Here is a 22549-nt window from a genome sequence, read left to right on the forward strand (position 1 = left end):
CCCGTCCTCACCAATGCAAAACGGGCGGTCACTGAAACCGCCCGTTCAACTTAACCAATGAAACCGGATCAGACTGCTTTTTTCAGCGCGTCCACCAGATCCGCGCGTTCCCAACTGAAACCGCCGTCGGCGCTCGGCTCGCGGCCGAAATGGCCGTAAGCCGCAGTGCGTTGATAGATCGGTTTGTTCAGGCCCAGATGTTTGCGGATACCGCGCGGGGTCAGGTTCATGACCTCGGCCACCGCTTTTTCGATCTCGGCAGGAGCCACCTCGCCCGTGCCGTGGGTGTCGGCATAGATCGACAGCGGCTTGCTGACACCGATGGCATAGCTGAGCTGAATGGTGCAGCGCTCGGCCATGCCCGCCGCAACCACGTTCTTGGCCAGATAGCGGGCCGCGTAGGCCGCCGAGCGGTCCACCTTGGTCGGATCCTTGCCCGAGAAGGCTCCGCCGCCGTGCGGCGCGGCACCGCCATAGGTGTCCACGATGATCTTGCGCCCGGTCAGGCCCGCATCGCCATCGGGACCACCGATGACGAACTTGCCGGTGGGGTTCACATGCCACTCGGTCTCGTTCGTCAGCCAGCCCTCGGGCAGCACTTCACGGATGTAAGGCTCAACAAGCGCGTGAATATCGGCGCTGGTCAGCGCCTCGTCCAGATGTTGGGTCGACAGCACGATCGAGCTGACACCGACAGGCACACCGTCGCGGTAGACCACCGAAAGCTGCGATTTTGCGTCCGGGCCAAGCGCCGCTTCGCTGCCGTTCTTGCGCACCTCGGCCAGGCGGCGCAGAATCGCGTGGGAATACTGGATCGGCGCCGGCATCAGCGCCGGCGTCTCGGTGGTGGCGTAACCGAACATGATGCCCTGGTCGCCGGCCCCCTCGTCCTTGTCTTCTGCTGCATCCACACCCTGCGCGATATGCGCGGATTGTTCGTGCAGCAGGTTGGTCACCTCGCAGGTGTTCCAGTGGAACTTGTCCTGCTCGTAACCGATATCCTTGATGCAGTCGCGGGCGATCTGGTCGATCCGCCCCATATACTCGCGCAGCTTGTTCTGATCCGACAGCCCAACCTCTCCGCCGATGACCACACGATCGGTGGTGGCAAAGGTTTCGCACGCAACGCGCGCTTCGGGTTCTTCGCTGAGAAAAGCATCAAGTACGGCATCGGAAATCCGGTCACAGACCTTATCCGGGTGACCTTCGGATACGGATTCCGAAGTAAAAATGTAGTTCTGTCGGGACATGAAAGCGCTCCATTGAGATAACAGCCCGTCACGCCAGGAAGCCGTTGTGACAGGCGACGGACGAGATACGCGCTGCCGCACGAATGGTCAATCGGTATTTATCCCCTGACGGGACGGGTGATGCGCAACAGCCCCAACGTCAGGCCGATCAGCAGCAGTAGCACAGGACTGTCGCCAGTCCGGGCATAGAGCGTCGGCGGCAAAGGCGCGGGTAGGGGCGCGTCGACGTAACCTGCTTCACCCAGAGGCAGCGACGCCTCGATCCGCCCCAGCGGGTCGATCATCGCCGAGATGCCGGTATTGGCCGTCCGGATCATTGGCAATCCCTGCTCGATCGCCCGCATCCGGGCCTGGGCGAGGTGCTGATAGGGGCCCGACCAGGTGCCGAACCACGCATCGTTGGTGATCTGCAGCAGCATCTCGGGCCGATCCGGTGCAGCCAGGATGTCCTGCGGAAAGATCGCCTCGTAACAGATCAGGGGCAGAGCCCGGCCCAGGGCGCCAAGCTGGATCAGCCTCGCCCCCGGGCCAGAGCTGAACCCCTGCCCGGCATTGGCCGCAAATCCATAGAGCCCGAAGCGCGCCATCAGATCGCCGAAGGGCACGTATTCGCCGAAAGGCACCAGATGGTGTTTGTCATAGAGCCCCACCTGAGCGCCGCTTTCATCCAGATAGATCATGGAATTGTAGATGCGCGCGCCGCCGCGGCGCTGAATGCCCAGCACCACCGGGCTGCCTTGCGCCGCGTCAGCGACTACTGACAACGTCTGCTCGGCGTTCTCCAGCCAGACCGGGATCGAGGTTTCCGGCCAGACGATCAGGTCCGGGCGCGCGCCTTCGGCCGTGAACCCGACCTGCCTCTGAAAGAACATCGGCGCATAGGCCGGATCCCATTTCTGATGCTGGGGCGCGTTGGGCTGAATCAGGCGGACGGTTTTCCCTGTCGAGGTCACCTCAGGGCGGGTCGCGCAATACCCCAGTGCGGCAGCAGCGAAGAGTATCGCGGGCAGCGCATGTCCTGCCAACGCGCGGGTTCCGCACCATCCGGCCAACGACAGGCCAAGCGGCAGAGTAATTGCGAGAGTCAGGGTCCCCAGAGCGTTCGGGCCGACAAGCGCCAGAATCTGTGCTGCACCTGTGTCCATCCAGATTTGCGCCAGCCCGGCCCAAGGAAACCCGGTCAGCACGTAACCGCGCGCGAACTCCGCCAATGAAAGGACGAGAACCAACAGCCAAATCTGAGCGCTGGCCGACCGTCCGAGGCTTTTGGCCAACCAGAAGGCCGCCGCCCAGAACAACGCCAGCCCGCCCGCCATGAAGACCAGCGCGAAAGGCGCCATCCACGCGTGGCGTTCGGGGTCGACCATGAAAGGCTCGACGATCCAGATCAGCGCGTGGCCGAAATACCCGATCGCGAAAGCCCAGCCCAGCCACGCCGCGCGACCGCGCGTTTCGCAGGACAGGAACAGGCGCGGCAGGCAGATCAGTGCTGCCAGCGATGCCACCCAGATCCCCAGCGGAGCAAGCCCAAAGGCCGCGAGAACACCAAGCGCGCCCGCTCCGGCCATGCGCTGCCAAAATGGCCCGCCTGCCGATAGGTTCATGCGGCGCGGTCCGACAGCATGACGCGCAAACGTTTGATACGGCGGGGATCGGCGTCGATCACCTCGAACTCGGGACCATCGGGATGCAGCACCACCTCACCGCGTGCGGGAACCCGGCCCGACAGCATGAAGACCAGCCCGCCGAGCGTTTCGATGTCTTCTTCATCGACATCCTCGTGATGGGTCAGCGAGCAGCCGATCTCGGCTTCGAACTCCTTGAGCGGCGTGCGGGCCTGCACGATGTAGCAGCCCGGTTTCTCCTGCACCCACAGTTGATCCTCGTCGGCGTCGTGTTCATCGGCGATCTCACCGACGACCTGTTCGATCAGGTCCTCGATGGTCAGCAAGCCGTCAACGCCGCCATATTCGTCGATCACCAGCGCCATGTGGCGGCGTTCGGTCTGCATCTTAGTCAGCAGCACGCCGATGGGCATCGACGGCGGCACAAAGAGCAGCGACCGCAGCATTGCGTTCAGATCAAGTTCGGTGGAGTTTCCGTTGAACCCGTGCGTGAGGGCAAAGTCCTTGAGGTGGACAAAGCCCAGCGGCGTGTCCAGCGTACCCTCATAGACCGGGATGCGGGTCATGCCGCTGTCGCGGAACACCTGCACCAGTTCATCCTTGGAGATGGTATTCGGGACCGAGACGATTTCCGCCGTTGGAATGGCCACATCCTCGACCCGCATGCGGCGGAGGTTGATCATGCCGCGCGGCTGTACTGCCGAGGCCGGATGGCCGTTGACCTGCGCGTCTTCCGGTGTTTCGGAGGAAGAGAATGCATCCATGATGCGGGAGAAAAACCCGTTTTTCTCTTCGGTTATGTCATCGCCGTTCTCGGGTTGCGCGCTTTGCGCCGCCATAGAACTGCCGTCTGTGTCGCCCATTTTCCTGTTCCAAATGACCGGGCCCTGGGGCCCACTTACTCAGTATATGGGTTATCGATACCCAATTTGCCAAGTATCTCGATTTCGAGCCCTTCCATCAAGGTGGCGTCAGGGTCACGGATATGGTCGTAACCCAGAAGGTGTAACAGCCCGTGAACCAGCAAATGCGTGGTGTGATCGGACATGGTTTTTCCCGCCGCGTCGGCCTCGCGCGCGCAGGTGTCGTAGGAAATCGCGATATCTCCCAGCGCGATCTCTCCGGTGAAATCGGGCTCAGGCGCGAGCGGCTGTCCGCCGGGAGTGTCGGCGGACAGATCCTCGGCGGGCCAACTCAGCACATTGGTGGATCGCGGCTTGGCGCGGAATTCCGAGTTCAGTTCGGCGATGCGGGCATCGTCGCAACCCAGCACGCTGATCTCACAGGTCTCCGGGTCGAGGCCCTGATGCGCCAAAGTAACCGCAATCGCACGGTCGGCCAGAGTCTCAAGGTCCCGCCAGCGGGGGTCTTCCAATGTCAGATCGACGGTCATCTACGGTCTCAGCCCAAGTGGGGGCCAGCCCCCGCACCCCCGGGATATTTTCAAACAGAAGAAGGTTGGGGACGGCCTGAATCGGCCTCATACGCCTCGATGATGGCGGCGACAAGCGGGTGACGCACCACATCCTTGGAGGTGAAGTAGTTGAAGCCTATATTTGGAATGGTCTTGAGCAGCCGTTCCGCATCGGTCAGCCCCGATTGCACGCCGCGCGGCAGGTCGACCTGGCTGCGATCACCGGTGATCACCATGCGGCTGCCCTCGCCTAGCCGGGTCAGGAACATTTTCATCTGCATGGTGGTGGCGTTCTGCGCCTCGTCCAGCACCACGAACGCATTGGCCAGCGTGCGGCCACGCATGAAGGCCAGCGGCGCGATCTCGATCCGTTTTTCCTCGATCAGCTTGGCCAGTTGCTTACCCGGCAGAAAGTCGTTCAGCGCGTCGTAGAGCGGCTGCATGTAGGGATCGACCTTGTCCTTCATGTCGCCGGGCAGGTAGCCCAGCTTTTCACCCGCTTCGACCGCCGGGCGGCTGAGGATGATGCGGTCTACGTGGCCGCCCATGAACATCGACACGCCCACGGCCACAGCCAGATAGGTTTTGCCGGTGCCCGCCGGGCCGATGCCGAAGGCCATTTCGTTCTCGAACAGCGACCGGACATAGGCCTTTTGCGCGTCGGTGCGCGGCTCGACCAGTTTCTTGCGGGTCTTGATCTCGACCGTTTCGCCCTTGAACATCTCAAGCTGGTCACCGTCGCGCACGCCAGTGCCCTGCTCGGAATTGCCCATGCGCAGCTCGCGGTCCACATCCGCCGCCTCGACCGGGCGGCCCGCCTGAAGGCGGTCATACAGCGCGTGCAGCACCTCGGCGGCCTGCTTCTGCGGCGCCTCCTCGCCGAGGATCGCCAACTGATTGCCGCGGCGCAGAATCTGCACGGACAAGGCGCGCTCGATCTCGGCCAGGTTACGGTCATATTCACCGCACAGGTCGATCAGCAATCTGTTGTCTGGAAATTCAACAAGCACCTCGTTGGGGGGCATGTCTTGTGGCGGTGGGGTCACTGCACCGATGGCCAATCCGTTCTCCTGTCTTGGCGTTTGTTTCGACCGTAGCCAAGTTGCCCTTGGCAGCGCAAGCGCCAAGGGCAAAAAATCGTGGCTTGCCTGACGGAAACTTCGGGACCCATCGGTTTCAGAACTGGCCCCGCCATCAGCATCAGCATCATGGATCAGAAGTTATAGTTCAGACCCAGGCGGACGTTACTGAAACTGGGCGTCGCAACCGTCGAGGACCCGTCGGAATCGGTCAGCGTGTAGGAGCTTATCCGGGTGTAATCCACTTCGAACACCAACGACAGACGGTCGTTGAGATTGTGTTCGACCCCAAGCCCCAGCAAGAACCCGTCTCGGTCCGACTGATCGGATACGTCGATCAGATCGCCACCTGCAAAGCCGGTCACCGCATAATCCAGATCGCCCCGCACATAGCCGAGCGTGCTGTAATACAACGTGTTGCCCCGGACACTGGTGATACCACTCTTGAGCCGGAATGACTTGGTGTTTTCCAGCTCAACCTCGGCTGAATGCGTGCTGGCAACAAACGAATCCGAAATGCTTCCGGTGTCGTATCCCAGTTCGAACGCGTACACCCATTTGCGATCAACCAGTGGCAGCCAGTTGCGCCAGCCGAACCGCAGGCCGAAATTTGTTCCGCTGGGCGTCAGGGTTCCCGGGTTGGCCACAAGTGTACCGGTCGGGTTTGTATGACCGATATCGTCATCCTGACCAAAAGTGTATCCGACGGTACCGCCGACGTAGAAACCACTCCAGTCAAACTCGCGGGCCTTGGGCCGGAGCACTTCGGGATCTTCGACCGGATCGAGGACATTCCCGGCGGCTGCGTCTGACGCCACCAGGGAACACATGCTCATGATGGACGCGCTGACCAGCAGGCGCGTGCAGGCGGCAGGCTTCCTGCCGACTTTCTTAAACATTTCAAACCTCATTCACTCATTACTTGGCAGACGACGCTGCCCGGACATCCTGACACAATTGTGTCGGCTTTTCGGCGCTCGCGGGAATTCAGCTCGTTTGCGAAATCGTTACGTAAAACTTCATTTAAATTAACGCGAAACATTCGCTGTCTCCCTTATGGCCTGGCAGGGCCTCGCCCGGTTGTCAGACAAGTTCTCCTGCCAAAGAATTTGCTCCCGAAGCGGTGATCCGCACGCGTCGCAGATCACCGGATGTAACGTTGGCCCCGCCAACATGGACCGCGTGCAGATATTCCGATTTGCCGACCATCTGCCCCTCCAGCCGTCCTGCTTTTTCAAAGAGCACGCGGACCTCGCGACCGACCATGTCATCCTGTACCTCCCGTTGATGGCGGGTGATCAGGGCCTGCAGGCGATGCAGGCGGTCCGTGGCCTCATCCTCTGGCACCTGCGGACGTTCGGCGGCTGGGGTGCCGGGGCGGGTCGAATATTTGAAGGAATAGGCGTAGCCGTACCTGACCTCTTCCACCAGATCGAGCGTGGCCTGGAAATCTTCTTCGGTCTCCTCCGGGAACCCGACGATGAAATCACCCGACATCAGGATATCGGGGCGGGCCGCACGAATGCGTTCGACCAGCCGCAGATAGCTTTCTGCTGTATGGCTGCGGTTCATCCGTTTCAGGATCTTGTCCGAACCCGCCTGCACCGGCAGGTGCAGATAAGGCATCAGCTTGTCGCAGGTACCATGCGCCTCGATCAGGTCGTCGGTCATGTCGTTGGGATGTGAGGTGGTGAAGCGGATGCGCTCAAGCCCATCGATCTTGTTCAACTCCCAGATCAGCCCGGCCAGAGACATGTCTCCGTTTGGCCTCGCACCATGATAGGCGTTGACGTTCTGACCCAGCAGCGTGATCTCACGCACCCCGCGTTCGACCAGGTCGCGGGCCTCGGACAGGATGCGATTGGCAGGGCGGCTGACCTCGGCGCCGCGGGTGTAAGGCACCACGCAGAAGGCGCAGAACTTGTCGCAACCCTCTTGCACGGTCAGAAACGCCGTGGGGCCGCGCTTGGCCTTGGGGCGGCTTTTCAGTTTCTCGAACTTGTCCTCTTCGGGAAAATCCGTGTCCAGCGCCTTTTCGCCCGCGCGGGTCTTGGCCTCCATCTCGGGCAGGCGGTGATAGCTCTGCGGGCCGACCACCAGATCGACCAGCGGCTGGCGACGCATGATTTCCTCGCCTTCGGCCTGCGCCACGCAGCCCGCAACCCCGATCTTGAGGTCGGGCTTGTCCGCCTTCAGCCCTTTAAACCGGCCAAGCTCGGAATACACCTTTTCCGCCGCCTTCTCGCGGATATGGCAGGTGTTGAGCAGGATCATGTCCGCGTCATCGGGGCTTTGCGTCTCGACATAGCCCTGCCCGCCCAGCGCCTCGGTCATGCGTTCACTGTCGTAAACGTTCATCTGGCAGCCGTAGGTTTTGATGAACAGCTTTTTGGGTTCAAACATGGAGCGGGCCTTTGCAGTCGCAGGATCGGCGCCATGTATCCGGATCAGGCACCGCTTGCAATGCTGGCGCAATTACCCGAATTTGCCCCCGAAAGCCAGAAGTTCGGATCAGGACCGCCATATGCGCTATGCCACGCTCGACATTTTTCTGAAAACCGGCGCCGGTGTGCTGGCCAAGGGGCCTGTCGCAATGGTCTTTGTGGAGGATGATGTCGAGGTCGAGGCCACCCTGCGCCATCATCTGGACCGCGGCTTCAAGGCTGTCCTGGCGTTCATGCCCGACGCCTTTCAACTGCCCGAAGAGGTCGAGGCGCAGATACACCGCATCTCGTTCCAGTGCGGGCCGCGCGAGGTCGTCGTGACCGCGATCAACCAGATCATCGACGCCGCGCCCGGCATCTGGATGTATTACTGCTATAACGCCGAGTTCCTGTTCCATCCTTTCTGCGAATCTCGAACGGTCGGAGAGATGCTGGCCTTTCACACCGAGGAACGGCGCGACGCGATGCTGGCCTATGTCATCGACCTCTACGCCGCCGATCTGAATGCGCATCCCAACGCGGTCTCGCGAGACGAGGCGCTGCTGGACAGGTCCGGCTACTATGCGCAATCCCGATGGGACACGCAGAACAACTGCGCGCTGGACCGGCAACTGGATTTCTTTGGCGGCGTGCGCTGGCGGTTCGAGGAACATATCCCCTTCAACAGCCGCAAGATCGACCGCATCGCGCTCTTCAAATCAAAACCGGGCCTGAAACTGCTTCCCAACCACACGTTCAACGAGGCGGAATACAACACCTATGCCTGCCCTTGGCATCACAACCTGACGGTGGCCATCTGTTCCTTCCGCACCGCCAAGGCGCTCAAGCGCAACCCCGGCTCGGCCTTCGAAATCCAGAGCTTTCGCTGGCGCAATTCGGTTCCGTTCGACTGGACTTCGGGTCAGTTGCTGGATCTGGGGCTGATGGAACCGGGGCAGTGGTTCTGAGCAGCGCCTCGATCTCTGCTGGCTGAACCTACCGCTGCAGCAGAACCGGGAACCAATCCTCGCGCAGGCGTTGGCCCGGTTGCATGTCATGGCCGGGATAGGGCGGTGAGGTGCGGCCCGGGCGTTCAACATAGCGCGCATCGTCGCCCACCAACCGCAGCGAGAATGCGCGGCGGCGTGACGGCGACGTGTTACCACGTGCGCCGTGCAGGGTACGGTAGTTGAAGGCCACGGCGTCGCCCGGCTCCATCTCGAACTCGGCGATCTTCATCCCCTCGGCGTCGGGATCAGGGATTGGCATGTACTGGCCTTCGTCCGGAAAGAACCCCTCTTCCGAAACCCAGCGGGTCGGCAGCACCTCTTTCTCCCACAGATGCGAGCCCGCCACGCAGCGCAGCGTCGCCTCTTTCACCGGATCGAGCGGCGACCAGAAGCTGACGGTCTGCTGCCCCTCGACAAAGTAATATGGCCCGTCCTGATGCCAGGGCGTCGCCATCGAGGTGCCGGGTTCCTTGACTAGCACGTGATCATGGAACATCTGCACGCTGTCCGATTGCATCAGGTCGGCCGCAACCTCTGCGGCCGGAGAGGTTTCGATCACCTCGCGAAACTGCAGGATGCGGGTCCAGTTGCAGTAGTCATCGAAGAACCGCCCGGTCTCACCCTCTTTCTTGTTTTCCGAAGCATACGGCCCCGGCTCGGCCATGTTCGCATCGATACCCGCGCGCAGGGTGTCGACATGATCGGAAAAAAGGCCGCGCACCAGAACGACGCCATCGCGCTGATAGGTGTCGATCATCTCGGGGGTGACGAGCGGATGGGGCATGGGGGCCTCCGAATGGCTGTTGGCCCGGTGATTTGCCCATAGTTGCAATTCGTGTTCAAATCATATCTCCGAAAAACGAACATAACCTGATGTTATATCTGACACTCCGCCACTACGAATATGTCTGCGCCATCGGACGGCAGGGCAGCCTGTCGGCGGCGGCAGGGCAGCTCAATGTCTCGCAACCCGCCCTGTCGGCAGCGCTGACCCGGATCGAGGCGCATCTGGGCCATCCCCTGTTCATCCGCCGCCGCGGCGCGGCCATGGCGGTGACGCCGCAGGGGCGGCGCTTCATCGACGAGGCCGAAGCGCTGCTGGCCCGCGCCGCCCGGATCGAAAACCCGGCCCACCCCCGCCCCGCCGCGCGCCCTTTGCGACTGGGATGTTTCGTCGATCTGGCCCCATTCCAGTTGGCCCCTGCCCTGCACGGCCTGCGCGTTGCGTTACCGGATGCGACCGTCACCTATCGGGCAGACGGGTTCGAGGCGCTGATCTCGGCCATGCTGAAAGGGCAGATCGACATCGCGCTGACCTATGATCTGGGCATGGATGCGGGGTTTGCGCGGCAACGGCTGTTCGAAAGCCACCCCAACGCGCTGGTAGCCCCGGATCACCCGCTGAACGAACAGGGCCGGATTTCATTGGAGACCCTGACCTCCCATCCACTGATCCTGTCCGAGGAGGGTCTGTCAGCCCAACACGTACTGGGCCTCTTCCGCCGCAAGGGGCTGAACCCGGTTGTGGCGCATCGGGCGGCCTCGCTGGAAATCCTGCGCAGCCTCGCCGCGCACGGTGAGGGGGTCGGTGTCAGCTATGCCAACCCGCTCTCCGCCGCCAGCTATGACGGCAAGCCGCTGGTCAGCCTGCCTATCCCGGACCCCGAGGCGCGCGAATCCGTGGTGCTGGCCCGGCACGGAACCGGCCCTGCCGATCCGCTGGTGGCAGAAGCAACCGAAGTGCTGTTGGAGATGTTCAGGCGGGACTGATCAGGCCTTGCGGCGCAGGCGGATCACCACATCGACCGAGGCGATCTCGACCCCGTCCGGAGCTTCGGGCAGCCGCTGGATCACCAACTGCTCGGACGGCGCATCCGACAGCCGGCCCTCATCTTCCCAGAAGAAATGCGGATGGTCGTGGGTGTTGGTGTCGAAATAGCTTTTCGAGCCATCCACCGTGATCTCCTGCAACACGCCCGCGTCGCAGAAGGCACGCAGCGTGTTGTAGACGGTGGCAAGCGAGACGGCGGCTCCGGTAGATTTGGCGGCCTCGAACAGGCTCTCGGCGGTCACGTGGCGATGCTTGCCGTCGCCGACCAGCAATTCGGCCAGCGCAACACGCTGCCGGGTCGGTCGCAAACCGGCAGTGACCAACCAATCGGTGGCGATTTCCTGGCTCTGTGGCGTCATGACTTATCATCCGCGTTTCGCTGACAGTATATATAAGGCGCCCCCGGGCGGAAATTCAAATGAAATTCATTCGCAACGGTTGGCTTTACAGTCACGACATAGAGCGTGGCCGCTCTTGCAGGACCTTGCGCACGGGTGCTAGAGGGGGCCTGATACGATGGACAGAACCATGGCAGGAGAGGCGGCAGAATGGCCCAATTCCCGAGCAGCTTTGACAAGGACGATCTGCTGAAATGCGCCCGTGGCGAGTTATTCGGCCCCGGCAACGCACAGCTGCCCGCCCCGCCGATGCTGATGATGGACCGGATCACCGACATCTCCGGCGATGGCGGCGCCCATGGCAAGGGCCATGTGGTGGCCGAATTCGACATCACCCCGGAACTTTGGTTTTTTGACTGCCATTTCCCCGGCAACCCGATCATGCCCGGCTGCCTGGGTCTGGACGGGTTGTGGCAGCTGACCGGTTTCAACCTGGGCTGGCGCGGCTGGCAGGGGCGCGGCTATGCGCTGGGTGTAGGCGAGGTCAAGCTGACCGGCATGGTCCGCCCGGACCGCAAGATGCTGACCTACCACATCGACTTCACCAAGGCGATGCAGACCCGCCGCCTGACCATGGGTGTGGCGGATGGCCGGGTCGAAGCCGATGGCGAGTTGATCTATCAGGTCAAAGACATGAAGGTTGCATTGTCGGAAAGCTGACTCCAGCTGATCGGCAGGCACTAGGGAACGGAACACAGGAGTACGCTTATGCGTCGCGTCGTCGTCACCGGTCTGGGGATCGTCTCCTCTATCGGGAACAATGCCGAAGAGGTCACCGCATCGCTCAGGGCCGGGAAATCCGGCATCGAAGCGAACGCGCAGATGGTCGAGCATGGCTTTCGCAGCCAGATCGCCGGATCGCTGAAGATCGACGTGACCGAGCATGTGGACAAGCGTACCCTGCGGTTCATGGGCCCCGGCGCGGCTTATGCCCATATCGCCATGAGCCAGGCGATTGCCGATTCCGGCCTGAGCGAGGATCAGGTGGTCAATCCGCGCACCGGGCTGGTGGCCGGGTCCGGCGGTCCCTCGACCAGCGCGATGCTGACGGCACATCAGACGGTGCTGAAAAACGGCGCAACCAAGCGCATCGGGCCGTTTGCGGTGCCGAAATGCATGTGCTCGACGATTTCTGCCAACCTTGCGACCGCGTTCAAGATCAAGGGCATCAATTACTCGATCACCTCGGCCTGCTCCACCTCGCTGCATTGCATCGGCAATGCGGCGGAACAGATCATGCTGGGCAAGCAGGACGTGATGTTTGCAGGCGGCGGCGAGGAGTTGGACTGGACCCTGTCCTGTCTGTTCGACGCGATGGGCGCGATGTCGTCGAAATACAACGACACGCCCGAAAAAGCGTCGCGCGCCTTCGATCAGGATCGTGACGGCTTCGTGATCTCCGGCGGCGGCGGCATCGTGGTGCTGGAAGAGCTGGAACACGCAAAGGCGCGCGGCGCCAAGATCTATGCCGAGGTGACCGGCTATGCAGCCACCTCGGACGGGCATGACATGGTGGCCCCATCAGGCGAGGGCGGCGAACGCGCCATGCGTCTGGCGCTGGCCACCCTGCCCGAGGAACGCAAGGTCAGCTATATCAACGCGCATGGCACCTCGACCCCGGTGGGCGACGTCGGCGAGGTCGAAGCCGTCCGCCGCATCTTCGGCGAGGGCAACGTGCCGCCGATCTCCTCGACCAAATCCATGACCGGGCACGCGCAGGGCGCGGCGGGCGCGCTCGAGGCGATCTTCTGTCTGCTGATGCTGCGGGGTGACTTCATCACGCCGTCGATCAACGTCGACACACTGGCCGAGGGCATCCATCCCGGCGAAGTCGCAACTGAGGTTGTCGAAAACGCCGGTCTGGACAGTGTCATGACCAACAGCTTCGGCTTTGGCGGCACCAACGGGTCAATGGTCCTTTCCAAGTATCACGGGTGAAAAAATGTCGGATCTTATGAAAGGCAAACGCGGCCTGATCATGGGGGTGGCCAATGACCGCTCCATCGCCTGGGGTATCGCCAAGGCCATGCACGAGGCAGGCGCCGAGCTGGCATTCACCTATCAGGGCGAAGCGTTCGGCAAGCGGCTGGAACCGCTGGCCCAAAGCGTCGGCAGCGATTTCTTGGTGGACGCGGATGTGACCGACGACGCCTCGCTGGACCGCGCCTTTGACGAACTGGCGGCGCGCTGGCCCACCATCGACTTCGTGGTGCACGCCATCGCTTATTCGGACAAATCCGAACTGACGGGCCGGTTCCTGAACACCACACGGGCGAATTTCAAGCATTCGATGGATGTCTCGGCCTATTCCTTCATCGAGGTGGCGCGCCGTGCCTATCCGTTGATGAAGGACAATGGCGGCTCGCTGCTGACACTGACCTATCAGGGCTCGAACCGGGTGGTTCCGAATTACAACGTGATGGGCGTGGCCAAGGCGGCGCTGGAATCGGCGACCCGCTATCTGGCCAACGACCTTGGCCCCGACGGCATCCGCGTCAACGCGATCTCGCCCGGCCCGATGAAAACGCTGGCCGGTGCCGCCATCGGTGGCGCGCGCAGAACTTACAAGTTCTGCGACCAGAACGCGCCCATGCGATCGAACGCCACACTCGAGGCAGTGGGCGGTACGGCCGTCTACCTGGCCTCGGATGCAGGCGCCTGCACCTCGGGTGAGATCATCCGGGTTGACGGCGGTTTCCACGTTCTGGGCATGCCACAGCCGGACTCAATGTGACCTGATCTTTCCCCGGGCTTGCCAAGTTTTGACCACACTCGCTTGGCAGGCTCGGTGCTATGGCACAGGTAGATACGGAATTTGACACCCCCACAAATCAACCCTCGATAAGGGCCGGGACGGTCATGCGCCTCATGCTTCTGCTGATGTGCGGCGCGATGATGGGACTCGTCGTTTTGTCCCTGCCCTCGGTGAGGCTCCAAATCAGCAGCCTCGCGGGATTTTCCACGACAACCGAAGCGCCAACTGCGGCCATGATTGCCGAAGCGCCTGCCGTCGAAGTCACGGTTGCCGACGCCACATCGTCCGAAGCGCCTGCCGACTCCAAAGCGTCCGCAATTACGCTCAACTGGGACCTATCGCCGGATTTCGGCGGTGAGTCCACGTCTGACCCGGGAATCCAGGTCAGCCAGAACACCAATACCAAGGTCACGATCCGGCATGGCGTGACCGTTATCGGAGACTGAGGCGTTTCTGCGACCTGCCGAAACGCCACCCCGCCGCAGTCAACGCATCAGTTGATCGACACCACCTCGATATCAAAGATCAGGTCCTGCCCGGCCAGCGGGTGATTGGCATCCAGCGTCACCGTTGCCTCGTCCACCTCGACCACCGTCACCGGCAAGGCCTGCCCCTCCGGCGTCTGCATCTGCAACTGGGTGCCGAGTTCAAGCGGAATGTCGTCCGGGATGCCTTCACGCGGGATGGCCTGACGCATCGCCGGGTTGATCGGGCCGTAGGCCTCGACACAGGGCACCTCGACCTTTTTCGTGTCGCCGACCGTCATACCCGGCATCGCCGCATCCAGACCGGCGATGATCTGACCCGAGCCCACCACAAACTCCAGCGGATCGCGCCCTTCGGAACTGTCGAAGGTCTTGCCGTCCAGCAGCGTGCCGGTGTAGTGGATGCGAACCGTGTCGCCTTGTTTGATTTCGCTCATGGGGTCTCCGGTCCGTTGCTAAATTGGGTCAAGGCGCCCACCCTAGGGGGTCTCACCCCAATGTAAACCCTTGCCCCTTCCCCACCCTGCCCGCCTGTGCAAACCTGCGCCCGAAAAGGGGGAGAGGACGATGCCGATCACAACCTGCATTTTCGACGCCTACGGCACCTTGTTCGACGTGGCCGCCGCCGCCCGTCAGGCCGCTGCCGAGCCCGGCCACGACGCGCTGCGCGATACGTGGCCGGCACTGGCGAACCACTGGCGTCTCAAGCAGTTGCAATACACCTGGCTGCGGGCGATCACCGATGCGCATACCGATTTCTGGAAGGTGACGCAGAACGGGCTGGACTGGGCATTGGAAGCGACCGAGCTGGACGGAAACGCCGCCCTGCGCCAACGTCTTCTGGATCTTTACTGGGAGTTGCAGGCCTACCCGGAGGTGCCCGACATGCTGCGTGCACTGAAGGCGGCGGGCAAGCAGACGGCGATCCTGTCGAACGGCTCGCCTGCGATGCTGGACGGAGCGGTGCAGTCGGCGGGGATCGGAGACGTTCTGGACGATGTGCTATCGGTCGAAAGCGTCGGCATCTTCAAACCCGACGCGCGGGTCTACGATCTGGTGCAGGACCGGTTCGGCGGCCTCCGCGACGAGGTGCTGTTCGTCAGCTCCAACGGCTGGGATGCCGCAGGCGCCAGCGGCTACGGCTTTACCACCGCCTGGGTCAACCGCGCGGGCGAGCCGATGGACCGCTTGCCGTGGACGCCTGCACATGTACTGTCCGATCTGACAACGTTTCCGCAACTTGCAGGGGCCTGATGGCGTTCTTCACCACCTCCGACGGCAAGCAGCTTTATTTCGAGGATACCGGGAGTGGCCAACCGCTGTTGTGCCTGCCCGGGCTGACCCGCTGCAGCCGTGATTTCTCATTTCTCGCGCCAAATGTGACCGACCTGCGGATGATCGCGATGGATTACCGCGGGCGTGGCCGGTCGGATTACGACCCCGACCATGCGAACTACAACGTCCTGCGCGAAGCTCAGGATGTAATCGAATTGCTGGATCATCTGGGACTGAAAAAGGCCACCATTCTCGGCACCTCGCGCGGCGGCCTGATCGCGATGACGCTGGCCGCCGGCCACCCGCAGCGGCTGGCCGGGGTGATCCTGAACGACGTTGGGCCGGTGGTCGAACCGGCAGGCATCGCCCGGATCATGGAGTATGTGGGCAAGGCGCCCACCTCGAAAACCCACGATGAGGCCGCACATCTGCTCAAGGACGCCACGGCATCGCAATTCCCCGGCGTGCCGCTGGAGGTCTGGCGTAAACAGGCCGGAATCCAGTATGACGCCACGCCCGGCGGGCTGAAACTGCGCTATGATCCAGCGCTGCACACCGCACTGGTCGAGCAGGCCGCCGGGCCGCCCCCCGACCTGTGGCCCCTCTTCGACGCCCTGAACGGCATTCCCACCGGCGTGATCCGGGGTGCCAATTCCGACATCCTCGGAGCCACCACGCTGGCCGAAATGCACGCCCGCCACCCGGGCCTGATTTCGTCAAACGTACCGGATCGCGGCCACGTGCCGTTTCTCGACGAACCCCAATCCCTCGACATCATCCGCCGCGTTCTGGAGGCTGCATGAGCTCCCTGCAAATGATCGAAGCCGCCGCCGAACGGTTGAACGGCCACGCCCGGCGCACGCCGCTGCTGAGCTCTCCGTTTCTGGACGAGATCGCCGGACGGCGGGTGCTGGTGAAACCGGAATGTCTGCAACATACCGGCAGCTTCAAGTTCCGCGGCGCGTGGTCGGCAGTCTCGGCGCTGCAAGAAGACAGCCGCCAGCGCGGTGTCATCGCCTTTTCCTCGGGCAACCATGCCCAAGGCGTGGCGATGGCGGCGGCAAAACACGGTGTGGCGGCGGTGATCGTCATGCCCTCGGACGCGCCACAGCTCAAGATCGGCAACACCCGTGCGCTGGGGGCCGAGGTGGTGCTCTACGACCGGGCCAGCGAAAGCCGGGAAGAGATCGGTGCGGCGCTAGCTGCCGAACGCGGCCTGACCCTGATCAAGCCCTATGACGAACCGCAGGTGATCGCCGGACAGGGCACCACCGGGCTGGAGATCGCCCAACAGGCGGCAGAACTGGGCGTGACCGAAGCAGATGTGCTGGTCTGTTGCGGCGGCGGCGGGCTCACGTCAGGCATCGCGCTGGCGCTGGAAGGGCACGCACCCGGACTGCGGCCCCGGCCTTGTGAGCCCGAAGGCTTCGACGATGTGAAACGCTCGCTGATCTCGGGCGGGATCGAACGCAACAACCGGACCTCGGGCAATATCTGCGACGCGATCCTGACGCCCGCCCCGGGGCAGATCACGTTCCCGATCCTCAAACGTCTCTGCGGCCCCGGTCTGAGCGTATCCGAGGATGAGGCGATGCAGGCCATGTCATTGGCCTTCAACCGGCTCAAGATCGTGCTGGAACCGGGCGGCGCCGTCGCCATCGCCTCGGCCCTCTTCCGCCGCGACGAGATTGAAGGTGATGCGGTGATCGCGGTGGCCTCGGGTGGCAACGTGGACCCGAACGTCTTTCGCACGGCCTTGGAGCGGCACCCATGAACCGGCGCGAGGGAGATCTGATCGCCCTGGCCCTGCAGCGCGAATTCGACGTGATCGTGCATGGCTGCAACTGCTTTCACACCATGGATGCAGGCGTCGCCAAATTCATCGCCCGCGCTTTCCCCGAGGCGCTGGCCGCCGACAGGGCCACCAAACACGGCAGCCGCGCCAAACTGGGCACGGTCTCCGTCGCCCAGACAGTCCGTGACGGCCATGAAATCACCACCGTCAACGCCTATACCCAGCACCACTGGCACGGAACCGGACGGTTGGTGGACTACGACGCCCTGAGCGCCTGTTTCGAGCTGATCGCCCTGCGGTTTTCCACCGCCCGCATCGGCTATCCCATGATCGGCGCCGGGCTGGCGGGCGGTGACTGGGACGAAATCGCACCCCTGATCGACACCGCCCTGATCGGGCTCGACCACACGCTGGTCGTCCTCCCCTCCTGACACGCGGAGCCTCATATGAGCCGTTTCACCATCGCCTCGTTCAACGTCAAGAACCTGATCGGACCGGATCAGGAATATTACGAGTTCCAAAGCTACACGCCCGAGGAGTATGCGTGGAAACAGGACTGGCTGGCCGATCAATTGCTGACCATGGATGCCGACATTGTGGGCTTTCAGGAAATCTTCGACGAGGCTCCCCTGCGCGATCTGATCGAGGAAACCGACAAGCGCGGGGCCGAGGCTAATGCGGCCACGGTCCCCGGCCCCTCCAAGCGATATCACAAGCGGGCGATTTTTCGGAAACTGGCCTTTGGCGGCTATGGCGAGGCGGCGCTGGCGTTTGCCCCCAACGCCTCGGACAGCGGTGAGCCCGGCCGACGCCGCCCCGGCCTCGCGATCCTGTCGCGCAACGGGTTCGAGCGCACGCGCGAGATCATCCAGACCCTCCCCGAGCCGCTGGTCATCCCGATGTCGGCCCTTGGTGGCGGCGCGGATGCCGGGCACTACACACTCCGCCGCACCTCGCGCCCCATCCTCAAGGCGCGCATCCCGGTGGGCGACACTGTGATCACCGTGTTCAACTGCCACCTCAAATCCAAGCTGGGCGAGTACATCACCCCCGAAGGCGCCGACTTCGCGCCCGAGGCCGACCTGACCAATTACGACCCGCTGGGCCGCGCCATGGGCTCGTTACGCGCCGCCCTGCGCCGGATGGCCGAAGCGTGGCTCTTGCGGCGCGAGATCGTGGCCGAGCTGGAACAGGGAAACCCGGTCATGGTGCTGGGCGATTTCAACGACGGCGAACATGCGGTGAGTTCCGAGATCATCTCGGGCGAGGTGCCGTTCAAGAACTACTCATGGATGCTGCGCCACGACGCCAGCCACGCCAATGACCGCTACACGCGCGAGGAAAACCGCCAGATCACCGAGGATGTGGACCGCCTGCGGCTTCGCTCGGCGGAAAAAATGTTCGTCCGCAAATCCCTGCGCGACATGGTCTATACCTCGGCCTTCGGCGGCATCTACGAAAGCATCGACCAGATCTACATGTCGCGCCATTTCGATGGCACCCATGACGGGGCCATTGGCGAGATGGACTACTACAGCGTCTTCAACGACCACCTGACCGACGGCAGCCACCCCGAGGCGCCCTACAACAAGCTCGCCTCGGATCACGGGCAGATCATGGCGCATATCCGGCTAGGCGAGGATTAGGGCCGGAGGCGCGGGTAGTGGATCAACGGGCATGGATGAGCACGACGGAAGGGTCACTGGCAAACACAGTCGAATGGCAACTCCGAGCCCGAAGTGTAACGAACCCTTGGTTAAAATGCTGCACAGTGAAGGCAATGTCTGTATCGGAAAAAAGCAGGCACTTCGCGCTTCATCGCCATAGTCGCGCCATAATACTGGCGGAATTACTCAATATCGCGCAACTGAAACCACATTTCTGTTTGGAAGGGGCACGTGCGGTTCTTGACCGCCTCTTATGGGACTCATTGTCAAATCATTCACTCTGTCGTTTGGCGTTTTTGGGCGCATGATCCTTCCCATTCTTGCCATCATGGTTGTTTCGTCCATCTTATGGGGCCTGCTGAACCTCGTCTCGGGCGGATATCTGAGTTTTCTGAGCGGACCAATCACTGCGACCTTCATCGGCCTCTTTGGCATTCGCACGGCTCTCGCTCTCATGGGCGACAACCGCCGCACGGAATATGAAATCCTGATACTATATTCTGTTCTTTATGGCGTTTTCCTCCTCATCGCAAAGGGCGGGGCGCTCTTGCTGTCCGACATTGCTGCGGTGGCCTACGCCGATTGGCGACTTGGCGATGCCGTCTCGTTCCGCAATTTCCTGAATGCAGAGAAGTCGCTTCAATTGGCCTTTGGGTTTTATGCACTTAGTGCAAAAGCCGTTGTGTCTCTAGTGATGTACACGTCAGTCTGTGTGGTTATGGCCGTTCCGCTTGCCAGTGCGGCGCGGGCCGCAGGCCGCGGAACCACGAGCGCGGGCTTTTTCGCTGGAGCGGGACGCAGTTTTATCCCGTTGTTTTGTATCTTTGCTGTGTCATTCTTCCTTCAGTTCTTCTTCGAACTGTTCACTTCTCTGTTTGCAATGATTCCGCTCTTATTGTCGGTAATATCAGTCGTGTTCTCTCAGACTATTCCAGACTTTGACCTCGATGCCCTTTTGAAAGGAGCAGCTGCAAGCGCAGGCCTTTTGTGGCTCCATTCTTGGATCTGGGCCGCTTCCGCCGTGGCGCTGGTGAAAGCGGACCAAAGTTCCGAACAGCAACTCACTGCTGCTCCCGCTCAGGCGGCGACGACAATAGACATGCGCGCCTTGCGGAAATCTCGTGAATAGAAGTTTCTTGCATAAAGCAGACTTTGGCGAAATTTGAATGTGGGACCGTCTTGTCCCTCAAACTGACCGTTAGCTTGATCCGTGAGCATCCGCTCAGCAAATGCTGTGATCGCCACATTTACCGACCATTTGCCCCCCCTCCCCACCACACCCACTTTACCTCGCGCTTCCGGCGCGACTAGGGTGCGGCTGGAGCCATGCACGAGGGGAGTGCCGATGCAGATCGCGGATCTGGGGGATATCCAGCTTCACTACCGGATCGACGGCGACCCGGCGGGCGCGCCGGTTGTCTTTGCCAACTCGTTGGGCACCGATCTGCGCCTGTGGGACGCGGTGCTGCCGCTGCTGCCCGAGGGGCTGAAGCTCATCCGCTACGACAAACGCGGGCATGGGCTGTCCTCCGCGCCGCCAGGGCCCTATTCCATGGGCGCACTGGTGCGCGATGCCGAGGCTTTGCTGGATCGGCTCGAGGTGCGCGATTGCGTCTTCGTGGGCCTCTCCATCGGCGGCATGATCGCGCAGGGACTGGCGGTCAAACGGCTGGACCTGATCCGCGCCATGGTGCTCTCGAACACCGCCGCCAAGATCGGCACCCCGGCCATGTGGGACGACCGCATCGCCGCCGTCCGCGCGGGAGGGATTGAGGCGCTAGCCGACAGCATTATGGAGCGCTGGTTCTCCAAGGCCTTCCGCGCCACGCCCGATTTGAGCCTTTGGCGCAACATGTTGACTCGGCAACCGGCCGTGGGCTATGTTGGCTGCTCCGCCGCCATCTCGGGCACCGATTTCTATACACCGACCAGCGGCTTGCGCCTGCCCACACTCGGCATCGCGGGCAGCGAGGACGGCTCGACTCCACCCGATCTGGTGCGCGAAACCATCGACCTGATCCCCGGTTCGCAATTCCGCCTGATCCGCAAGTCGGGGCATCTTCCATGTGTGGAACAGCCAGAGGAATATGCCGCCATCCTCTCGCAATTTCTGCGGGATGTGGGCCATGTCTGATCCGTTGGTCGTGCATCGGGGACAAGCTGCACCCTCCAAAAACGAAAGGCAGATCTGATGGCCGGTTCCGTCTTTGACAGCGCGCTCTTCTCGCGGCTTTTCCCGACCGGAGAACTGGGGCGCCTCTTCACCGACAGCGCCGAGCTGCGCGCCATGCTGCTGGTCGAGGGAATGCTGGCCAAGGTGCAGGGCGATCAGGGGATCATCCCGGTTGAAAGCGCACAATCCATCACCCGCGAGGCGATGGAGGTGCAGCTGGACCCCGGCGCATTGGCGCAGGCCACGGGCGAGAACGGCGTCAGCGTCCCGGCGCTGGTCGCGGCCTTCCGGACCGAGATGCAGGCGCCGGAGCATGCCGCTTATGTGCATTGGGGCGCGACCTCGCAGGACATCATCGACACCGGCCTGATGCTGCGCCTGCGTCAGGCGCTAAGCCTGATCGAGGTTGACCTGAACTCCATCCTAAAAAGCCTGGCCAATCTGGCCGAGACCCACGCCGCCCTGCCCATGCCCGCCCGCACCTATGGCCAGCACGCCACCCCCACCAGCTTCGGCGCGGTGGTGGCAAGCTGGGGGATGCCCCTGCTGGGGCTGCTGGACGACCTGCCAGGGCTGCGGCAGAAATGCCTTCTGGTTTCTCTCTCGGGCGCAGCGGGCACCAGCGGCGCACTGGGTCCGCATGCGGCAGAGACACGCACGGCGCTGGCCAAGCTGCTCAACCTTCAGGACCCCGGCCGCAGCTGGCACACCGACCGCATGCCGGTGCTGCGGCTGGCCGACTGGTTCACCCGCGTGACGCTGGCGCTCGGGAAGCTGGGCGAGGATGCCGTCGAACTCAGCCAGACCGGGATCGGGGAGATCCTGCTGGGCGATGGCGGCGCCTCCTCGACCATGCCACAGAAACGGAACCCGGTGGGGCCCTCGGTTCTGGTGGCGCTGGCCCGGCAGCAGACGGGGCTGTCTGGCGTATTGCAGGGGGCCGCGATGCACCGCTACCAGCGCGACGGTGCGGCGTGGTTCACCGAATGGATGTGCCTGCCGCAGATCGTTCTGGGTGCCGGTGCCGCCAGCCAGACCGCCCGCGCACTGACCGAACGGATCAAGCCCAACCCGGACGCCATGCAGGCCGCGCTCGACAGCCATCTGGGCATGATCCACGCCGAGGCGCTGAGCTTTGCGCTGGCCGAACACATGCCCCGCCCCGAGGCGCAGGCGGCCACCAAGTCGCTCTGCCGCGAAGCCAACGAGACGTCAACGCCGCTACGCGAAGTCGTCGCCCGTTATTGGCCGCAGATCGATACCGCCCGCCTGTTCGACCCGGGCGAGCAACTGGGGCTGGCCCCCGACGAGGCCCGCAATTTCGCCCGCAAAGTGACGGAACGTCCAAACGGCTGAGCACCCTTTCCCG

The 22549-nt window shown here is 62.6% G+C and carries 24 protein-coding genes and 1 riboswitch; of the genes, 14 read left to right on the forward strand and 10 right to left on the reverse strand.

What is annotated here, in order from left to right:
- Positions 1-68: 68 nt before the first annotated feature.
- The 7 genes from metK to miaB form a co-directional block, all read right to left on the reverse strand.
- Positions 69-1250 carry a methionine adenosyltransferase gene (gene metK / locus GOX53_RS12490; RefSeq protein WP_171176793.1) on the reverse strand — a complete coding sequence of 394 codons (1182 nt, stop codon included), beginning with the start codon at positions 1248-1250 and terminating at the stop codon, positions 69-71.
- Between the two features lie 5 nt (positions 1251-1255).
- Positions 1256-1306, reverse strand: a riboswitch (SAM-SAH riboswitch).
- A 42-nt stretch (positions 1307-1348) separates the two neighbouring features.
- A complete protein-coding gene (gene lnt, locus GOX53_RS12495) occupies positions 1349-2854 on the reverse strand; it encodes an apolipoprotein N-acyltransferase (RefSeq protein WP_171176795.1) in 1506 nt (501 codons plus the stop codon).
- Entirely contained in the window at positions 2851-3738 is an 888-nt protein-coding gene (locus GOX53_RS12500) for a hemolysin family protein (protein WP_171176797.1), read from the reverse strand. Before GOX53_RS12500 ends, lnt begins: the two co-directional genes overlap by 4 nt.
- Positions 3739-3773: 35 nt before the next feature.
- Positions 3774-4268 carry an rRNA maturation RNase YbeY gene (gene ybeY / locus GOX53_RS12505; protein ID WP_171176799.1) on the reverse strand — a complete coding sequence of 165 codons (495 nt, stop codon included), beginning with the start codon at positions 4266-4268 and terminating at the stop codon, positions 3774-3776.
- Positions 4269-4318: 50 nt separating this feature from the next.
- Complete coding sequence (locus tag GOX53_RS12510; RefSeq protein WP_171176801.1) at positions 4319-5350, reverse strand: PhoH family protein; 1032 nt, start codon at positions 5348-5350, stop codon at positions 4319-4321.
- Positions 5351-5502: 152 nt separating this feature from the next.
- Complete coding sequence (locus tag GOX53_RS12515; RefSeq protein ID WP_171176803.1) at positions 5503-6267, reverse strand: outer membrane protein; 765 nt, start codon at positions 6265-6267, stop codon at positions 5503-5505.
- Between the two features lie 184 nt (positions 6268-6451).
- Positions 6452-7771, reverse strand: a complete 1320-nt coding sequence (gene miaB, locus GOX53_RS12520) for a tRNA (N6-isopentenyl adenosine(37)-C2)-methylthiotransferase MiaB (protein WP_171176805.1) — start codon at positions 7769-7771, stop codon at positions 6452-6454.
- 121 nt (positions 7772-7892) lie between these two features.
- Here miaB and GOX53_RS12525 point away from each other — a divergent pair, with 121 nt between their 5' ends.
- Positions 7893-8759 carry a hypothetical protein gene (locus tag GOX53_RS12525; protein WP_171176807.1) on the forward strand — a complete coding sequence of 289 codons (867 nt, stop codon included), beginning with the start codon at positions 7893-7895 and terminating at the stop codon, positions 8757-8759.
- 28 nt (positions 8760-8787) lie between these two features.
- Here the strand turns inward: GOX53_RS12525 and GOX53_RS12530 are convergent, their stop codons facing one another.
- Positions 8788-9585 carry a phytanoyl-CoA dioxygenase family protein gene (locus GOX53_RS12530; RefSeq protein WP_171176809.1) on the reverse strand — a complete coding sequence of 266 codons (798 nt, stop codon included), beginning with the start codon at positions 9583-9585 and terminating at the stop codon, positions 8788-8790.
- A gap of 89 nt (positions 9586-9674) precedes the next feature.
- On the opposite strand from GOX53_RS12530, the gene GOX53_RS12535 reads away from it, so the two are divergent.
- Positions 9675-10571 carry a LysR family transcriptional regulator gene (locus tag GOX53_RS12535; RefSeq protein WP_171176811.1) on the forward strand — a complete coding sequence of 299 codons (897 nt, stop codon included), beginning with the start codon at positions 9675-9677 and terminating at the stop codon, positions 10569-10571.
- On the opposite strand, the gene irrA is transcribed toward GOX53_RS12535, so the two are convergent.
- Complete coding sequence (gene irrA / locus GOX53_RS12540; RefSeq protein ID WP_171176813.1) at positions 10572-10991, reverse strand: iron response transcriptional regulator IrrA; 420 nt, start codon at positions 10989-10991, stop codon at positions 10572-10574.
- Between the two features lie 189 nt (positions 10992-11180).
- Here irrA and fabA point away from each other — a divergent pair, with 189 nt between their 5' ends.
- From fabA to GOX53_RS12560, 4 genes are read left to right on the forward strand one after another with little or no spacing between them, the layout of a single operon-like run.
- Positions 11181-11690 carry a bifunctional 3-hydroxydecanoyl-ACP dehydratase/trans-2-decenoyl-ACP isomerase gene (gene fabA, locus GOX53_RS12545; protein ID WP_171176815.1) on the forward strand — a complete coding sequence of 170 codons (510 nt, stop codon included), beginning with the start codon at positions 11181-11183 and terminating at the stop codon, positions 11688-11690.
- A 48-nt stretch (positions 11691-11738) separates the two neighbouring features.
- Entirely contained in the window at positions 11739-12968 is a 1230-nt protein-coding gene (gene fabB, locus GOX53_RS12550) for a beta-ketoacyl-ACP synthase I (protein ID WP_171176817.1), read from the forward strand.
- Positions 12969-12972: 4 nt separating this feature from the next.
- Positions 12973-13764 (forward strand): enoyl-ACP reductase, encoded by a 792-nt coding sequence (locus GOX53_RS12555; RefSeq protein WP_171176819.1) that lies wholly within the window; start codon positions 12973-12975, stop codon positions 13762-13764.
- 59 nt (positions 13765-13823) lie between these two features.
- A complete protein-coding gene (locus GOX53_RS12560) occupies positions 13824-14231 on the forward strand; it encodes a hypothetical protein (RefSeq protein WP_171176821.1) in 408 nt (135 codons plus the stop codon).
- A 47-nt stretch (positions 14232-14278) separates the two neighbouring features.
- Here GOX53_RS12560 and GOX53_RS12565 read toward each other — a convergent pair whose 3' ends face one another.
- Entirely contained in the window at positions 14279-14707 is a 429-nt protein-coding gene (locus GOX53_RS12565) for a peptidylprolyl isomerase (RefSeq protein WP_171176823.1), read from the reverse strand.
- 130 nt (positions 14708-14837) lie between these two features.
- Between GOX53_RS12565 and GOX53_RS12570 the strand changes: the two genes are divergently transcribed.
- From GOX53_RS12570 to GOX53_RS12605, 8 genes are all read left to right on the forward strand, one after another.
- Entirely contained in the window at positions 14838-15524 is a 687-nt protein-coding gene (locus tag GOX53_RS12570) for a haloacid dehalogenase type II (RefSeq protein ID WP_171176825.1), read from the forward strand.
- On the forward strand, positions 15524-16348 hold the full coding sequence (locus tag GOX53_RS12575; RefSeq protein ID WP_171176827.1) for an alpha/beta fold hydrolase: 825 nt from the start codon (positions 15524-15526) through the stop codon (positions 16346-16348). Before GOX53_RS12570 ends, GOX53_RS12575 begins: the two co-directional genes overlap by 1 nt.
- A complete protein-coding gene (locus GOX53_RS12580) occupies positions 16345-17319 on the forward strand; it encodes a threonine/serine dehydratase (protein WP_171176829.1) in 975 nt (324 codons plus the stop codon). Before GOX53_RS12575 ends, GOX53_RS12580 begins: the two co-directional genes overlap by 4 nt.
- A complete protein-coding gene (locus GOX53_RS12585; protein WP_171176831.1) occupies positions 17316-17771 on the forward strand; it encodes a macro domain-containing protein in 456 nt (151 codons plus the stop codon). Before GOX53_RS12580 ends, GOX53_RS12585 begins: the two co-directional genes overlap by 4 nt.
- Positions 17772-17786: 15 nt before the next feature.
- The gene (locus GOX53_RS12590) at positions 17787-18986 is read left to right on the forward strand and encodes an endonuclease/exonuclease/phosphatase family protein (protein ID WP_171176833.1); all 1200 of its coding nucleotides are present in this window, start codon (positions 17787-17789) and stop codon (positions 18984-18986) included.
- Between the two features lie 274 nt (positions 18987-19260).
- Positions 19261-20136: a hypothetical protein gene (locus tag GOX53_RS12595; protein ID WP_171176835.1), complete on the forward strand. Its 876-nt coding sequence runs from the start codon at positions 19261-19263 to the stop codon at positions 20134-20136.
- A gap of 216 nt (positions 20137-20352) precedes the next feature.
- Positions 20353-21141: a 3-oxoadipate enol-lactonase gene (gene pcaD, locus GOX53_RS12600; RefSeq protein WP_171176837.1), complete on the forward strand. Its 789-nt coding sequence runs from the start codon at positions 20353-20355 to the stop codon at positions 21139-21141.
- 57 nt (positions 21142-21198) lie between these two features.
- Positions 21199-22536: an adenylosuccinate lyase family protein gene (locus GOX53_RS12605; protein WP_171176839.1), complete on the forward strand. Its 1338-nt coding sequence runs from the start codon at positions 21199-21201 to the stop codon at positions 22534-22536.
- Positions 22537-22549 lie beyond the last annotated feature (13 nt).

This window comes from Ruegeria sp. HKCCD8929, assembly GCF_013031405.1.
Classification (GTDB): Bacteria; Pseudomonadota; Alphaproteobacteria; order Rhodobacterales; family Rhodobacteraceae; genus Ruegeria.

What these genes read in the sequence shown, in the direction of transcription:
- GOX53_RS12605 (WP_171176839.1), top strand. Translation starts at nt 21,199, where the DNA reads ATGGCCGGTTCCGTCTTTGACAGCGCGCTCTTCTCGCGGCTTTTCCCG.
- GOX53_RS12555 (WP_171176819.1), top strand. Translation starts at nt 12,973, where the DNA reads ATGTCGGATCTTATGAAAGGCAAACGCGGCCTGATCATGGGGGTGGCC.
- GOX53_RS12575 (WP_171176827.1), top strand. Translation starts at nt 15,524, where the DNA reads ATGGCGTTCTTCACCACCTCCGACGGCAAGCAGCTTTATTTCGAGGAT.
- GOX53_RS12525 (WP_171176807.1), top strand. Translation starts at nt 7,893, where the DNA reads ATGCGCTATGCCACGCTCGACATTTTTCTGAAAACCGGCGCCGGTGTG.
- GOX53_RS12560 (WP_171176821.1), top strand. Translation starts at nt 13,824, where the DNA reads ATGGCACAGGTAGATACGGAATTTGACACCCCCACAAATCAACCCTCG.
- GOX53_RS12565 (WP_171176823.1), bottom strand. Translation starts at nt 14,707, where the DNA reads ATGAGCGAAATCAAACAAGGCGACACGGTTCGCATCCACTACACCGGC.
- GOX53_RS12535 (WP_171176811.1), top strand. Translation starts at nt 9,675, where the DNA reads ATGTTATATCTGACACTCCGCCACTACGAATATGTCTGCGCCATCGGA.
- GOX53_RS12530 (WP_171176809.1), bottom strand. Translation starts at nt 9,585, where the DNA reads ATGCCCCATCCGCTCGTCACCCCCGAGATGATCGACACCTATCAGCGC.
- metK (WP_171176793.1), bottom strand. Translation starts at nt 1,250, where the DNA reads ATGTCCCGACAGAACTACATTTTTACTTCGGAATCCGTATCCGAAGGT.
- GOX53_RS12595 (WP_171176835.1), top strand. Translation starts at nt 19,261, where the DNA reads ATGGGACTCATTGTCAAATCATTCACTCTGTCGTTTGGCGTTTTTGGG.
- GOX53_RS12585 (WP_171176831.1), top strand. Translation starts at nt 17,316, where the DNA reads ATGAACCGGCGCGAGGGAGATCTGATCGCCCTGGCCCTGCAGCGCGAA.
- GOX53_RS12500 (WP_171176797.1), bottom strand. Translation starts at nt 3,738, where the DNA reads ATGGGCGACACAGACGGCAGTTCTATGGCGGCGCAAAGCGCGCAACCC.
- fabB (WP_171176817.1), top strand. Translation starts at nt 11,739, where the DNA reads ATGCGTCGCGTCGTCGTCACCGGTCTGGGGATCGTCTCCTCTATCGGG.
- GOX53_RS12580 (WP_171176829.1), top strand. Translation starts at nt 16,345, where the DNA reads ATGAGCTCCCTGCAAATGATCGAAGCCGCCGCCGAACGGTTGAACGGC.
- GOX53_RS12590 (WP_171176833.1), top strand. Translation starts at nt 17,787, where the DNA reads ATGAGCCGTTTCACCATCGCCTCGTTCAACGTCAAGAACCTGATCGGA.
- pcaD (WP_171176837.1), top strand. Translation starts at nt 20,353, where the DNA reads ATGCAGATCGCGGATCTGGGGGATATCCAGCTTCACTACCGGATCGAC.
- irrA (WP_171176813.1), bottom strand. Translation starts at nt 10,991, where the DNA reads ATGACGCCACAGAGCCAGGAAATCGCCACCGATTGGTTGGTCACTGCC.
- lnt (WP_171176795.1), bottom strand. Translation starts at nt 2,854, where the DNA reads ATGAACCTATCGGCAGGCGGGCCATTTTGGCAGCGCATGGCCGGAGCG.
- GOX53_RS12515 (WP_171176803.1), bottom strand. Translation starts at nt 6,267, where the DNA reads ATGTTTAAGAAAGTCGGCAGGAAGCCTGCCGCCTGCACGCGCCTGCTG.
- miaB (WP_171176805.1), bottom strand. Translation starts at nt 7,771, where the DNA reads ATGTTTGAACCCAAAAAGCTGTTCATCAAAACCTACGGCTGCCAGATG.
- GOX53_RS12570 (WP_171176825.1), top strand. Translation starts at nt 14,838, where the DNA reads ATGCCGATCACAACCTGCATTTTCGACGCCTACGGCACCTTGTTCGAC.
- fabA (WP_171176815.1), top strand. Translation starts at nt 11,181, where the DNA reads ATGGCCCAATTCCCGAGCAGCTTTGACAAGGACGATCTGCTGAAATGC.
- ybeY (WP_171176799.1), bottom strand. Translation starts at nt 4,268, where the DNA reads ATGACCGTCGATCTGACATTGGAAGACCCCCGCTGGCGGGACCTTGAG.